This window comes from Exiguobacterium sp. s142 (genome assembly GCF_018618455.1).
In the GTDB taxonomy this organism is placed as follows: domain Bacteria; phylum Bacillota; class Bacilli; order Exiguobacteriales; family Exiguobacteriaceae; genus Exiguobacterium; species Exiguobacterium aurantiacum_A.
Window position 1 is genome coordinate 22,217 of sequence record NZ_JACSMB010000016.1, and the last position, 14,728, is coordinate 36,944.

General features: G+C 49.1%; 10 protein-coding genes and 1 other annotated feature. All 10 genes read right to left on the bottom strand.

Annotated elements, in window-relative coordinates; genetic code table 11:
• Positions 1-43 precede the first annotated feature (43 nt).
• Complete coding sequence (gene tuf, locus KNP77_RS12860) at positions 44-1,231, bottom strand: elongation factor Tu (protein ID WP_070329246.1); 1,188 nt, start codon at positions 1,229-1,231, stop codon at positions 44-46.
• 114 nt (positions 1,232-1,345) lie between these two features.
• Positions 1,346-3,424, bottom strand: a complete 2,079-nt coding sequence (gene fusA, locus KNP77_RS12865; RefSeq protein WP_070329247.1) for an elongation factor G — start codon at positions 3,422-3,424, stop codon at positions 1,346-1,348.
• Positions 3,425-3,540: 116 nt separating this feature from the next.
• Positions 3,541-4,008 (bottom strand): 30S ribosomal protein S7, encoded by a 468-nt coding sequence (rpsG, locus tag KNP77_RS12870; protein WP_016508928.1) that lies wholly within the window; start codon positions 4,006-4,008, stop codon positions 3,541-3,543.
• 45 nt (positions 4,009-4,053) lie between these two features.
• Positions 4,054-4,476 (bottom strand): 30S ribosomal protein S12, encoded by a 423-nt coding sequence (gene rpsL / locus KNP77_RS12875; RefSeq protein WP_012727683.1) that lies wholly within the window; start codon positions 4,474-4,476, stop codon positions 4,054-4,056.
• 288 nt (positions 4,477-4,764) lie between these two features.
• Positions 4,765-8,364, bottom strand: coding sequence for a DNA-directed RNA polymerase subunit beta' (rpoC, locus tag KNP77_RS12880; protein WP_070329248.1), 3,600 nt, complete (start codon positions 8,362-8,364; stop codon positions 4,765-4,767).
• A gap of 22 nt (positions 8,365-8,386) precedes the next feature.
• Positions 8,387-11,935, bottom strand: a complete 3,549-nt coding sequence (rpoB, locus tag KNP77_RS12885) for a DNA-directed RNA polymerase subunit beta (RefSeq protein WP_214891140.1) — start codon at positions 11,933-11,935, stop codon at positions 8,387-8,389.
• Positions 11,936-12,128: 193 nt separating this feature from the next.
• Positions 12,129-12,725 (bottom strand): class I SAM-dependent methyltransferase, encoded by a 597-nt coding sequence (locus tag KNP77_RS12890; RefSeq protein WP_131441633.1) that lies wholly within the window; start codon positions 12,723-12,725, stop codon positions 12,129-12,131.
• Between the two features lie 85 nt (positions 12,726-12,810).
• Positions 12,811-13,176: a 50S ribosomal protein L7/L12 gene (gene rplL, locus KNP77_RS12895; protein WP_070329250.1), complete on the bottom strand. Its 366-nt coding sequence runs from the start codon at positions 13,174-13,176 to the stop codon at positions 12,811-12,813.
• A 55-nt stretch (positions 13,177-13,231) separates the two neighbouring features.
• Positions 13,232-13,738, bottom strand: coding sequence for a 50S ribosomal protein L10 (gene rplJ, locus KNP77_RS12900; protein ID WP_070329251.1), 507 nt, complete (start codon positions 13,736-13,738; stop codon positions 13,232-13,234).
• 45 nt (positions 13,739-13,783) lie between these two features.
• Positions 13,784-13,937: a sequence feature (ribosomal protein L10 leader region), on the bottom strand.
• A 59-nt stretch (positions 13,938-13,996) separates the two neighbouring features.
• A complete protein-coding gene (gene rplA, locus KNP77_RS12905; protein WP_083274148.1) occupies positions 13,997-14,683 on the bottom strand; it encodes a 50S ribosomal protein L1 in 687 nt (228 codons plus the stop codon).
• Between the last annotated feature and the right edge of the window lie 45 nt (positions 14,684-14,728).

Consider the following 14,728-nt stretch of genomic DNA (forward strand, 5'->3'; position numbering starts at 1 on the left):
AACAAAAAAGCAGCCCGCAAATGCGGACTGCTTAAGACATCGATTACTCGACGATTTCTGTTACCGAACCAGCACCTACAGTACGGCCACCCTCACGGATTGAGAAACGTGTTCCGTCTTCGATCGCGATTGTAGAAATCAATTCGATCGTCAACTCGATGTTGTCTCCTGGCATTACCATTTCAGTACCTTCTGGAAGGTGAACGATACCTGTTACGTCAGTTGTACGGAAGTAGAACTGCGGACGGTAGTTCGCGAAGAATGGCGTGTGACGGCCACCCTCTTCTTTAGAAAGAACGTAGATTGAAGCTTTGAATTTAGAGTGCGGAGTGATTGTACCTGGTTTAGCAAGTACTTGTCCACGCTCGATGTCTTCACGTGATACACCACGGAGAAGAGCACCGATGTTGTCGCCAGCTTCTGCATAGTCAAGAAGCTTACGGAACATCTCTACACCAGTACATACAGTTTTCTTAGTTTCTTCTGTAAGACCAACGATTTCAACTTCGTCGTTGACGCGGAGAATACCACGCTCAACACGACCAGTCGCTACAGTACCGCGACCAGTGATTGAGAATACGTCCTCAACTGGCATCATGAAGTCTTTGTCCGTGTCACGAACAGGCTCAGGGATGTACTCATCAACTGCGTTCATGAGTTCCATGATTTTTTCTTCCCATTGTGGTTCGCCGTTAAGCGCGCCAAGAGCTGAACCTTTGATTACAGGGAGGTCGTCGCCTGGGAAGTCATATTCAGAAAGAAGTTCACGGATTTCCATCTCAACGAGTTCGAGAAGCTCTTCGTCGTCAACCATGTCAACTTTGTTCATGAATACTACGATGAAAGGAACACCTACTTGACGTGAAAGAAGAATGTGCTCACGTGTTTGTGGCATTGGGCCATCTGTTGCCGAAACAACGAGGATCGCGCCGTCCATTTGTGCAGCACCAGTGATCATGTTTTTAACATAGTCAGCGTGACCTGGGCAGTCAACGTGTGCGTAGTGGCGTTTTTCAGTTTCGTACTCGATGTGAGCTGTTGCGATTGTGATACCGCGCTCGCGCTCTTCTGGAGCACCATCGATTGCGTCAAACTTTGTAGCTGTTTTCCCTTGTGCTTTTGAAAGTACAGCTGAAATCGCTGCAGTCAAAGTTGTTTTACCGTGGTCGACGTGGCCAATTGTACCAACGTTAACGTGCGGTTTAGAACGGTCGAATTTTTCTTTACCCATTCTAGATTCCTCCTCTATAGACAATTAATTTTTTATTTAACTAGGAAGACGTAGGCTACTTTTAACATACGTCCTCCTTAGCTTACAACAATCATTTCAGCGTTACAACCGTTATTAGCCGTTCGCTTTTTTGATGATTTCTTCTGCAATTGACTTCGGTACTTCTTCGTAGTGGTCGAAGTGCATCGAGTACGTTCCACGTCCTTGCGTACGTGAACGGAGTGACGTTGCATATCCGAACATTTCCGAAAGTGGAATCATCGCTTTAACGACTTGTGCGTTACCGCGAGCTTCCATACCTTCTACGCGTCCACGGCGTGACGTGACGTCACCCATGATGTCTCCCAAGTATTCTTCTGGGATGACAACTTCAACACGCATCATTGGCTCAAGGATGACAGCTTTCGCTTGTTCCTTAAGTTGTTTGACCGCCATCGAAGCAGCAACTTTAAACGCCATCTCGTTCGAGTCGACATCGTGGTACGATCCGAAGACGAGGGCAGCTTTAACGTCAACTACTGGGTAACCAGCGAGGATACCGTTTTCGAGAGCTTCTTGAATACCGTTTTGAACAGCTGGTACGTATTCACGTGGAACAACACCACCGACGATCTTGTTCTCAAATTCGAATCCAGCACCTTCTACGTTAGGTTCGAATTCAACGACAACGTGACCGTACTGACCGCGTCCACCCGATTGACGTACGAATTTCGAATCGATCTTCGCAGCGCTACGGATTGTCTCACGGTAAGCAACTTGTGGTGCACCGACGTTTGCTTCGACTTTGAATTCGCGACGCATACGGTCAACGAGGATATCAAGGTGAAGCTCACCCATACCAGAGATGATCGTTTGACCAGTCTCTTGGTTTGTTTCAGTGCGGAAAGTTGGATCCTCTTCTGCGAGTTTCGCGAGGGCTTGACCCATCTTGTCTTGGTCTGCTTTCGATTTAGGCTCGATTGCGACCGAGATAACCGGTTCTGGGAATGTCATTGACTCGAGAACGACGTTGTCTTTCTCTGAGCAAAGTGTGTCACCAGTCGTTGTATCTTTAAGACCAACAGCAGCGGCGATGTCACCAGAAAATACCATTGGGATTTCTTCACGGCTGTTTGCATGCATTTGAAGGATACGACCGAGACGCTCGCGCTTCCCTTTAGTCGAGTTCTTCACATACGAACCAGCTTGTGCTGTACCAGAGTACACACGGAAGAATGTCAATTTACCGACGTAAGGGTCAGTCATGACTTTGAACGCAAGTGCCGAGAACGGCGCTTCGTCAGAAGGTTCACGCGTGATTTCTTCTTCTGTATCGAGGTTGATTCCTTTGATTGACTCGACATCAACTGGTGATGGGAGGTAATCAACAACAGCGTCCAACATCAATTGAACACCTTTGTTTTTAAAGGCCGAACCGACAAGTACAGGGTAGAATTCAACGCTAAGTGTTGCTTGACGAATACCAGCTTTGAGTTCTTCGATTGAGATCTCTTCGCCTTCGAGGTATTTCATCATCAAATCTTCGTTGTAATCCGCAACGCCTTCGATCAAGCGACCACGAAGTTCTTCAGCTTGGTCAGCCATATCAGCTGGGAAGCCTTCTGTTACTTCGATGTCAGTACCGAGGTCGTTCGAGTACATGTATGTCTTTCTTTCGACGAGGTCGATGATTCCTTTGAATTCATCTTCTGCGCCGATTGGAAGTTGGATCGGGTGTGCGTTAGCGTGTAAACGTTCGTGAAGTGTTTTCACCGAGTACATGAAGTCCGCACCGATCTTATCCATCTTGTTGACGAATACGACACGTGGAACACCGTATGTTGTCGCTTGACGCCATACAGTTTCTGTTTGTGGTTCAACACCTGACTGAGCGTCAAGTACAGCAACTGCGCCATCAAGTACACGGAGTGAACGTTCAACTTCAACTGTGAAGTCTACGTGTCCAGGTGTATCGATGATGTTTACACGGTGGCCATTCCACTGTGCAGTCGTCGCTGCAGAAGTGATCGTGATTCCACGCTCTTGCTCCTGCTCCATCCAGTCCATTTGTGAAGCTCCTTCATGAGTTTCACCAATCTTGTGGATACGACCTGTGTAATAAAGAATACGTTCAGTTGTAGTCGTTTTACCGGCATCGATGTGAGCCATGATCCCGATGTTACGAGTATTCTTTAGGGAGAATTCTCTTGCCATACTGGGTATTCTCCTTCCGCATGTGTTTTTCGTGTGCTGGCACACGATATGATTATACCCGAAAGCCACTCCATTAAGCCACCGCTTGGTGACGTGGAGTGGTCTTTACGTTTAACTTACCAACGATAGTGAGCAAACGCTTTGTTCGCTTCTGCCATCTTATGCATGTCTTCGCGTCTCTTAACAGAAGCACCAGTGTTATTGGCTGCATCCATGATTTCATTCGCGATACGTTGCTCCATCGTCTTCTCGTTGCGGAGACGAGCGTAGTTCACGAGGTAACGAAGACCAAGTGTCGTACGGCGTTCTGGACGAACTTCAACAGGAACTTGGTAGTTTGCTCCACCTACACGGCGAGCTTTAACTTCAAGTACAGGCATGATGTTTGTCATTGCTTCTTCGAACACTTCCATAGGCTCTTTGCCTGAGCGTTCAGCGATGAGACCAAATGCGTTGTAAATGATAGTTTGAGCTGTACCTTTTTTACCGTCTAACATGACACGGTTAATGAGGCGAGTTACCAATTTCGAGTTGTAGATCGGATCTGCGATAACGTCACGACGTTCTGCACGGTTTTTACGCATCCGAGTACCCTCCTTTCAAAATTTCAGTAGTTTAGTTTGCGAGAATTACTTCTTCGCAGCTTTCGGACGTTTCGTACCGTATTTAGAACGGCCTTGCATACGTCCGTCCACACCTGCAGTGTCAAGTGCACCACGAACGATGTGGTAACGTACTCCTGGTAAGTCTTTTACACGTCCTCCGCGGATAAGAACAACGCTGTGCTCTTGAAGGTTGTGGCCAATACCTGGAATGTACGCAGTCACTTCGATTTGGTTAGTCAAACGAACACGGGCATACTTACGTAAAGCCGAGTTCGGTTTCTTCGGAGTCATTGTACCAACACGTGTACAAACACCACGTTTTTGTGGTGAGCTCACGTTTGTTTGTGACTTGATGAAACTGTTGTAACCTTTGTTAAGTGCTGGAGAGTCAGATTTAACGACTTTCGATTTGCGTCCTTTACGGACTAACTGGTTGATAGTAGGCATCTTTGAAGATCCTCCCTTCCTGAATTATGCTATTTTCTAGACCCACCGACCCGGGTGGTTCATTTAAGGTCATAACGAAACGCTTTTACGAGGCGTAGGCATTCCATGACCTCGCAAAAACGTGAGTTATACCTTGAAAGTGGCAATAATAGCAGCCAAACCTTTCCGTAGAAAGATCGGTTAACGTCCAAGTAGCTTGCCGACTGCTGGACACCATTGTCATCGACAACAACCGATTGGCGGCACTAAATCATAGTAGCACCGCCAAAGAGTGCTGTCAAGACGTTTTTACTCGACGTTCGCGTCTTCGAGGACGGCTTTCGACGCATCTTCTTTAAGTTTAACGTCACGGTATACCGGCATCCCTGTACCAGCTGGCACGAGTTTACCGATGATGACGTTCTCTTTGAGTCCGAGAAGATAGTCGCGTTTGCCTTTGATGGCAGCGTCTGTCAACACGCGAGTCGTTTCTTGGAACGAAGCGGCCGAGAGGAACGAATCTGTCTCAAGCGACGCTTTCGTGATTCCGAGAAGGACCGGTTTCGCCGTTGCTGGGCTCTTACCTACGCGAAGTACGTCTTTACACGCTTCTTTGAAGACGCCGATATCGACGAGTGAACCAGGGAGAAGTGGCGTGTCACCTGACTCGATGACTTTGACGCGACGAAGCATTTGGCGAACCATGACTTCGACGTGTTTGTCGCCGATTTCTACCCCTTGCATCCGGTATACTTTTTGAACTTCTTGAAGAAGATAGTTTTGGACACCAGACACACCACGGACGGTGAGCAATTCTTTCGGATCGATCGAACCTTCCGTGAAGACTTCCCCGGCATCTACCGTGTCGCCGATCTGAACGCGTAAACGCGCTCCGAACGGAATCGTGTACGTACGAGTCTCACTGAGTCCTTCGACCGTGAGTTCCCGCTTGTCACGCGACTCGGTAAAGTCGATGACCGTACCAGGAATTTCCGAGATGACCGCTTGCCCTTTCGGGTTACGAGCCTCGAATACCTCTTGGATACGTGGAAGACCTTGCGTGATATCATCTCCGGCTACCCCACCTGTGTGGAAGGTACGCATTGTAAGCTGCGTTCCTGGCTCACCGATTGATTGCGCGGCGATGATTCCGACTGCTTCGCCAACTTCAACGTTCGAGCCGGTCGCCAAGTTGCGGCCGTAGCACTTCTTACATACGCCGTGTGACGTGTTACATGTGAAGGCTGTACGGATTTCAACTCGTTCGATACCAGCGTCGACGATGTCGCGGGCGATATCTTCTGTGATCAATTGGTTCTTCTCAATCATGACTTCACCCGTTTCCGGATGTGCCACTGTCTCGAACGCTGTACGGCCGACGAGGCGGTCATACAAGTTTTCGATTTCTTCCGTGCCTTCGCGGAGAGCGGCAACGCGGATTCCGCGGTCCGTTCCACAATCTTCTTCACGGATGATGACATCTTGGGCAACGTCGACGAGACGACGCGTCAAGTAACCTGAGTCAGCCGTTTTAAGGGCTGTATCGGCAAGACCTTTACGCGCACCGTGCGTCGAGATGAAGTATTCTTGAACCGTCAGTCCCTCACGGAACGACGATTTGATTGGAAGTTCGATGATGCGGCCAGATGGAGCGGCCATCAAACCACGCATCCCTGCGAGCTGCGTGAAGTTGGACGCGTTACCACGGGCACCTGAGTCAGACATCATGAAGATCGGGTTCAAGCGGTTGAGGGATTTCATCAATCGCGATTGAATCTCGTCCTTCGCTTCGTTCCAAGAGCGTACAACGCGCTCGTAACGCTCATCTTCAGTGATGAGACCACGACGGAACGACTTCATGATTTGGTCGACTTGAGTTTGCGCTTCATCAAGGATTTCTTGTTTGTCCGGAAGAACGATGATATCGGCGATTCCGACCGTCACACCCGCTTTAGTCGAGTGTTTGAAGCCGAGATCTTTCATCCGGTCAAGCATGCGGCTCGTTTCAGTCGTTTCAAACTTCTGGAACACTTCCGCGATGACTTTACCAAGGAATCCTTTTTTGAACGGTTCGATGAGTGGACGTGCGGCAATTTCTTCCGCGACGTTGGCACCTTTTTCGATGAAGTACTTATCAGGCGTTGCTTCCTGCAAGTTTTCCATCGTCGGTTCGTTCAAGTATGGGAACGTGTTCGGCAAGATCTCGTTAAAGATCATCTTACCGACTGTCGTGATTAACATTTTCTCATTTTGCTCCGCTGTGAACGTCGGGTTGTTGAGCGTACGTGCTGGAAGGGCGACACGTGTATGCAAGTGGACGTATCCATTTTGATACGCGATGAGCGCTTCGTTGACGTTCGACAAAATTTTCCCTTGTCCGATGGCATCGTCGCGTTCAAGCGAGATGTAGTAGTTACCGAGGACCATATCCTGCGATGGTGTAACAACTGGTTTACCATCTTTCGGGTTCAAGATGTTCTGTGCAGCGAGCATGAGGAGACGAGCTTCTGCTTGCGCTTCGGCTGAAAGTGGTACGTGGACCGCCATTTGGTCACCATCAAAGTCGGCGTTGTAAGCCGTACATACGAGTGGGTGTAGACGAATCGCACGGCCCTCGACGAGAATCGGTTCGAAAGCTTGAATCCCTAGACGGTGAAGTGTAGGGGCACGGTTCAAGAGAACCGGATGCTCACGAATGACTTCTTCGAGGACGCCCCAGATTTCTGGTTGCATCTTCTCAATTTTGCGTTTGGCGTTCTTGATGTTCGACGCGATCCCGCGACCGACAAGTTCTTTCATCACGAACGGTTTGAAGAGTTCAAGGGCCATCTCTTTCGGGAGACCACATTGGAACATCTTCAAGTTCGGTCCAACGACGATAACCGAACGTCCTGAGTAGTCGACCCGTTTACCAAGAAGGTTTTGACGGAAACGACCTTGTTTCCCTTTCAACATATGTGAAAGCGACTTAAGTGGACGGTTACCTGGACCTGTTACCGGACGACCACGACGACCGTTGTCGATGAGGGCGTCAACCGCTTCTTGAAGCATACGCTTCTCGTTTTGCACGATGATGTTCGGCGCGCCGAGATCGAGCAAACGTTTGAGACGGTTGTTACGGTTGATGACTCGACGATATAAATCGTTCAAGTCAGAAGTCGCAAAGCGCCCACCATCGAGCTGCACCATCGGGCGAAGCTCAGGTGGAATGACAGGAAGTACTTCGAGGATCATCCAATCTGGATCATTCCCCGACGTGAAGAACGCATCGAGCACTTCAAGACGCTTGATCGCACGTGTACGACGTTGGCCTTGAACTGTCTTCAATTCTTCGCGGAGTTCTCCGACTTCCTTCTCGAGTTGTACGTCTTGAAGGAGTGTCCGGATCGCTTCCGCACCCATGTCTGCTTTAAAGTCACTACCGTACTTCTCACGGTAGAGACGGAATTCTTTTTCCGAGAGAAGTTGTTTCTTCTCGAGCGGAGTGTCACCTGGTTCTGTCACGACGTACGACGCGAAGTAGATTACTTCTTCGAGCGCACGCGGTGACATATCGAGAACAAGCCCCATTCGACTTGGAATCCCTTTGAAGTACCAGATGTGCGAAACCGGAGCCGCGAGCTCGATGTGGCCCATACGTTCGCGACGCACTTTCGCTTTCGTCACTTCAACGCCACAGCGGTCACAAATGACTCCTTTATATCGGATTCGTTTGTATTTCCCGCAGTAACATTCCCAGTCTTTCGTAGGACCGAAGATTCGTTCACAGAACAGTCCGTCCTTCTCTGGTTTGAGTGTACGATAGTTGATTGTTTCCGGCTTTTTGACTTCCCCGTAAGACCACGAACGGATCTTTTCGGGTGAAGCCAAGCCGATTTTCATATATTCAAATCGATTAACATCTACCAAGGGGCCGACCTCCCTTTTCGCCTTATTCCTCTTCCGTAACAGTCGGTTGAACGACTTGTTCTAACGCCGATGTTGCGTTCGGGATGTTGTCGTCATCTTCATCTTTCATTTCAACTTCTTCGTCGTCCACAGACATCATCTTGACTTCCATACCGAGCGCTTGAAGCTCTTTGATCAAGACGCGGAACGATTCAGGAACGCCCGCTTTCGGAACGCTCTCGCCTTTCACGATTGCTTCGTATGCTTTCACACGACCAACCGTGTCATCCGACTTGATTGTAAGGATTTCTTGGAGCGTGTAGGCTGCGCCGTACGCTTCAAGTGCCCAAACTTCCATCTCACCGAAGCGCTGTCCACCGAACTGTGCTTTACCACCGAGCGGTTGTTGCGTAACGAGCGAGTATGGTCCTGTCGAACGAGCGTGAAGTTTATCATCAACCATGTGCGCAAGTTTGATCATATACATGACACCGACCGAGACGCGGTTATCGAACGGTTCACCAGTACGACCGTCATAGAGACGAGTCTTAGCGTCTTTGTCCATTCCAGCTTCTTCAATCGTTGCCCATACGTCTTCCTCACGTGCGCCATCGAATACAGGTGTCGCCACTTTGATGCCGAGCTTTTTAGCCGCCATTCCAAGGTGGAGTTCAAGTACCTGACCGATGTTCATCCGCGATGGTACACCGAGTGGGTTAAGCATGATGTCAATCGGTGTGCCGTCTGGCATGTATGGCATGTCTTCTTCAGGGAGGATCCGCGAGATAACACCTTTGTTACCGTGACGTCCCGCCATCTTATCCCCTTCGTGAATCTTACGTTTTTGAACGATGTAGACACGAACCATTTGGTTCACACCTGGTGAGAGTTCGTCGCCGTTCTCACGGTCGAACACCTTGACGTCCAAGATGATGCCGTCGCCGCCGTTTGGTACACGGAGTGACGTATCACGGACTTCACGGGCTTTCTCACCGAAGATCGCATGCAAGAGACGCTCTTCCGCCGTCAGTTCAGTTACACCTTTAGGCGTGACTTTCCCGACGAGGATATCGCCATCTTTCACTTCCGCACCAATGCGGATGATCCCACGGTCGTCCAAGTGGCGAAGCGCGTCATCACCGACGTTCGGAATATCACGTGTGATTTCCTCAGGTCCGAGTTTCGTGTCTCGTGACTCTGACTCATACTCTTCGATGTGAATCGAAGTGTAGACGTCATCTTTCACGAGGCGCTCACTCATGATGATCGCATCCTCATAGTTGTAACCGTCCCATGTCATGAAGGCGACAACGACGTTACGACCGAGCGCGAGCTCACCCATATCCATCGATGGACCGTCAGCAAGGATTTCTCCTTTGTCGACATGGTCACCAGCAGCGATGATCGGCTTTTGGTTGTAGCACGTCCCTTGGTTCGAACGAACGTACTTTTGAAGTTTGTAGCGGTCAAGGTCACCTGAAACCGTTGTTCCGTTCACGTCAGACGTGCGGCGGACCAAGATTTCACGCGCTGTGACACGCTCGACGACACCTGGGTATTTCGCGATAATCGCGGCCCCAGAGTCTTTCGCTGACACGTACTCCATACCAGTACCGATAATCGGCGAGTCCGGTTGAAGGAGTGGTACAGCTTGACGTTGCATGTTCGCTCCCATGAGGGCACGGTTCGAGTCATCGTTCTCAAGGAACGGGATACATGCTGTTGCCGCAGAAACAACCTGTTTCGGCGAAACGTCCATGTAGTCGACTCGACTTGGCTCAACTGACAAGTTTTGTCCGCGGAAGCGGCAAAGGACTTGCTCGTTTGCAAAGTAACTGTCTTCAGTGAGCGGCATGTTCGCCTGGGCGACGACGTAGAGATCTTCTTCATCCGCCGTCATATATTGAATCTCGCTCGTGACGAGACCTGTTTCCGGGTCGACTCGGCGGTACGGTGTCTCAATGAAACCGTACTCGTTTACTTTCGCAAAAGATGAAAGCGAGTTGATGAGACCGATGTTCGGTCCTTCAGGTGTTTCGATTGGACACATCCGACCGTAGTGCGAATAGTGAACATCTCGAACTTCGAAGCCGGCACGCTCACGTGTCAAACCACCCGGTCCGAGTGCAGAGAGACGACGCTTGTGCGTGAGCTCTGCGAGCGGGTTTGTTTGGTCCATGAACTGTGACAACTGCGAGCTACCGAAGAACTCTTTCAGCGATGCGATTACCGGGCGGATGTTAATCAGCGCCTGTGGTGTGATCGCATTTTGATCTTGAATCGACATCCGTTCTTTTACGACACGTTCCATACGAGAAAGACCGATACGGAATTGGTTTTGGAGAAGTTCTCCGACTGAACGAAGACGACGGTTTCCTAAGTGGTCGATGTCATCTGTTGTCCCGACTTCGTGAAGTAAGTTGAAGAAGTAGTTGATCGATGCAATGATATCCGCTGGCGTGACGTGCTTGATGCTACGGTCGATGTTGCCATTACCGATAATGTTCAAGACACGCTCTCCATCCGGGTCATCTGGTGAGATGACTTTGATCGATTGGAGACCAAACGGCTCACCTTCAGCAACGCCGCCAGTTGGCTCAGCGTCCATGTAACCGAGACCGTTTTCCAAATGCGGAAGGACGCGGTCTAAGTTGCGACGGTCGAGGATCGTTCCAGCTTCGGCGATCACTTCGCCTGTCTCTGGGTCAACGAGCGTCTCGGCCAATTTCTGACCGAAGAGACGGTTTTTAAGATGAAGTTTTTTGTTCATCTTATAACGACCAACGTTTGCGAGGTCGTAGCGTTTCGGGTCGAAGAAACGTGAGACGAGAAGTGATTTTGCGTTTTCAACCGTTGGTGGTTCACCAGGGCGGAGACGCTCGTAAATCTCGATCAACGCTTTCTCTGTCGACTCGGTATTATCTTTTTCAAGGGTGTTCCGAAGATATTCATCATCCCCGAGAAGGTCGATAATTTCTTGGTCCGTACCAAATCCGAGAGCACGCAACAACACCGTTACCGGGATCTTACGGGTACGGTCGATACGAACATAAACGATATCCTTAGCATCTGTCTCAAGTTCGAGCCATGCTCCACGGTTCGGGATGACTGTTGCACCGAAACCACGTTTACCGTTTTTATCGAGTTTAGAATTGTAATAGACGCTCGGCGAACGAACAAGCTGGGAAACGATGACGCGTTCTGCGCCGTTAATAATAAACGTTCCCGACTCTGTCATAATCGGGAAATCACCCATGAATACTTCTTGTTCTTTAAGCTCACCTGTCTCTTTGTTTTGCAGACGTACTTTCACGCGCAATGGCGCAGAATAAGTGACGTCGCGCTCCTTCGAGTCATCAATCGAATATTTCGGCTCGCTAAGCGAGTAATCGATGAACTCAAGCACGAGGTTTCCAGTGAAGTCGGAGATTGGCGAAATGTCGGTAAACATCTCTTTCAATCCTTCACGTAAGAACCACTCATAAGAAGCAGTTTGAATTTCAATCAAATTCGGAAGCTCTAATACCTCACTGATACGGGCAAAGCTTCTTCTCTGACGGTGACGACCGTACTGAACAAGTTGACCAGTCAACTGATTCACCTCTCAGACCCCCAATTCTCTATCGAATTTTTCGGGCGTAATAATCGAACATTGTCATTGAATGTCGCCCTTTTTCCGCGTCTAAAAAGCGGCAAACGCGGCAATTCAAGGCGAATTCCATTCCAATGGCATTTTATAATGTTAGCATATACGTTATAGCGAGTCAACAAGACTCAACCGTTTGTCAAGAGCGAATTGCCCGGAAAATAAAATAGCCTTTGTCTTTGGCAACCGTCTCGACCTGACCGAACACATCTTCAAGCAACTTCTTAGCAGAAGGCGCTCCTTGTTTCTTTTGAATGACGACGTAGAGTGCCCCGCCCATGACGAGATGCGCGTACGCATCTCTTAAAATCGTGTGAACCACTTGCTTCCCGGCCCGAATCGGCGGATTGGTCACGATAGCGGCAAATTGCTCGCCTCCGACTCCATCATATGCGTGGCTAAGCCGTGTTTCGATCGTCACCCCGTTTTGGGCGGCGTTTTGCTCTGACAAGGCAAGCGCTCGTTCGTTCACGTCGACGAGAAGCGCTTCACGCCCAGAGGCGTCGGCAAGCGAGATCCCCATCGGACCGTAGCCGCAGCCTACATCTAAAATGCGACCTTCAACTTCCGGCACTTCAAATGACTCGATTAAGAGACGTGACCCAAAATCGACCGATCCTTTCGAGAACACGCCGCGGTCCGAGGTGAAGCGATACATCTTCCCTCGCAACTCATACGTCCACGTCTCAGGGGCACTTTTCGAACTCGGATCGTTCGTATAGTAATGATCTCCCATGCATTGAACCTCCTAACCCACTCTTCAAGGAAATAAAAGAAGCTCGCCATAGCGAGCTTCTATACGTTGTGAAGTAAAAGTTAGATTACTTAACTTCGACAGATGCGCCAGCTTCTTCAAGCTTAGCTTTAACTGCGTCTGCATCTTCTTTAGAAACGCCTTCTTTGACTGGAGCCGGAGTTCCGTCAACGAGTGCTTTTGCTTCTTTAAGACCGAGGCCAGTAAGTTCACGTACTGCTTTGATTACGTTGATCTTACCAGAACCTGCGCTTGTGAGGATTACGTCGAATTCAGTTTGCTCTTCAGCTACTGCTGCGCCTGCACCTGCTGCTGCTACTGGAGCTGCTGCTGATACGCCGAATTCTTCTTCGATTGTTTTTACGAGTTCGTTAAGTTCGAGAACCGTCATTGATTTGAGGTCTTCGATGAATTGCTCTTTGTTGAAAGCCATTATGGTTTTCCTCCTTTGATGTTGTAAAAAGTTTTTTTACGCTACGCGACAAAGATTAAGCAGACTGCTCTTCTTTTTGTTCTGCGATTGCGTTTGTTGCGATTGCGAGCCCGCGGATCGGAGCTTGAAGGACGCTGAGAAGCATCGAGAGAAGACCATCGCGTGATGGAAGTTCTGCAAGGGCTTTAACTTCTTCGAGTGAAGTTACTTTGCCTTCGATGATTCCGCCTTTAAGTTCGAGCGCTTTGTGCTCTTTTGAGAAGTCGTTCAAGATCTTCGCTGGAGCAATAACGTCTTCTTTCGAGAACGCGATTGCAGTAGGACCTGTGAAAACTTCATCGAGACCGTCATAACCAGACTGAGTCGCCGCGCGACGAAGGAGACCGTTTTTGTATACTTTGAACTCGATTCCAGCGTCACGAAGTGTTTTACGGAGTGTAGTCACTTCTTCAACTGTAAGTCCACGGTAGTCAACAACGATCGTTCCAACGCTTGCTTGCATTTTCTCAGCGATTTCATCAACGAGTACCGATTTCTGAGCTACGATTTTTTCGCTTGCCATGTTTGTGCACCTCCTAGTCAATTCTTATACCGGACGAGAGGCTGCTCTCCAAAAAGAAATCCCTCGTATGAAGACATACGAGGGCGTAATTGTTTGAAAGTAAACCTGTGACAACAGGCTCAAGTTCGAGCAAAGACACCTCGGAAGGGTTTACGGACCGATGTCCACCTTCTGTCTGCGGTAATCCAACATATTCGGTTGAACGTGTTTTACTTTAACAGCGGCATCACACGTTGTCAACAGTTTATTTCAAGTGAATTACTTGATGAAATCGGCAGTCGCGACACGGATACCAGGACCCATTGTCGAAGAAAGCGCGATGTTTTTGAGGTAAGTTCCTTTTGCAGTAGCAGGCTTAACTTTCATGAGTGTCTCGAGGATAGTCTCGATGTTCTCAGAGAGTTTTGTTGCTTCAAATGACTTCTTACCAACTGGTACGTGGATGTTACCGGCTTTATCAACACGGTACTCAACTTTACCAGCTTTGATGTCCGCGATTGCTTTCGCAACGTCGAACGTGACTGTGCCTGTTTTCGGGTTAGGCATGAGGCCTTTTGGTCCGAGAACGCGACCGAGTTTACCAACTTCACCCATCATGTCAGGTGTCGCAACGATAACATCGAAGTCGAACCATCCTTGTTGGATTTTAGTGATGTACTCAGCGTCGCCGACGAAGTCAGCGCCAGCCGCTTCAGCTTCTTTAACTTTTTCGCCTTTTGCAAAGACGAGAACTTTTTGTGTTTTACCAGTACCGTGTGGAAGTACAACGGCACCGCGGATTTGTTGGTCCGCTTTCTTCGGATCTACGCCGAGACGGACAGCAATTTCGATTGTTTCATCGAACTTAGCTGTTGCAGTTTTTTGAACGAGTTCAACCGCTTCTGCGAGGTCGTAAGACTTCGTGCGATCAACAAGCTTAGCTGCTTCTTGGTGTTTTTTACCCATGATTCTTTTCCTCCTTGTGGTTAGCGGAATTTCCTCCCACATAAT

Coding starts and splice junctions, on each gene's coding strand:
- tuf (WP_070329246.1), bottom strand. CDS start 1,231: ATGGGTAAAGAAAAATTCGACCGTTCTAAACCGCACGTTAACGTTGGT.
- fusA (WP_070329247.1), bottom strand. CDS start 3,424: ATGGCAAGAGAATTCTCCCTAAAGAATACTCGTAACATCGGGATCATG.
- rpsG (WP_016508928.1), bottom strand. CDS start 4,008: ATGCGTAAAAACCGTGCAGAACGTCGTGACGTTATCGCAGATCCGATC.
- rpsL (WP_012727683.1), bottom strand. CDS start 4,476: ATGCCTACTATCAACCAGTTAGTCCGTAAAGGACGCAAATCGAAAGTC.
- KNP77_RS12890 (WP_131441633.1), bottom strand. CDS start 12,725: ATGGGAGATCATTACTATACGAACGATCCGAGTTCGAAAAGTGCCCCT.
- rplL (WP_070329250.1), bottom strand. CDS start 13,176: ATGGCTTTCAACAAAGAGCAATTCATCGAAGACCTCAAATCAATGACG.
- rplJ (WP_070329251.1), bottom strand. CDS start 13,738: ATGGCAAGCGAAAAAATCGTAGCTCAGAAATCGGTACTCGTTGATGAA.
- rplA (WP_083274148.1), bottom strand. CDS start 14,683: ATGGGTAAAAAACACCAAGAAGCAGCTAAGCTTGTTGATCGCACGAAG.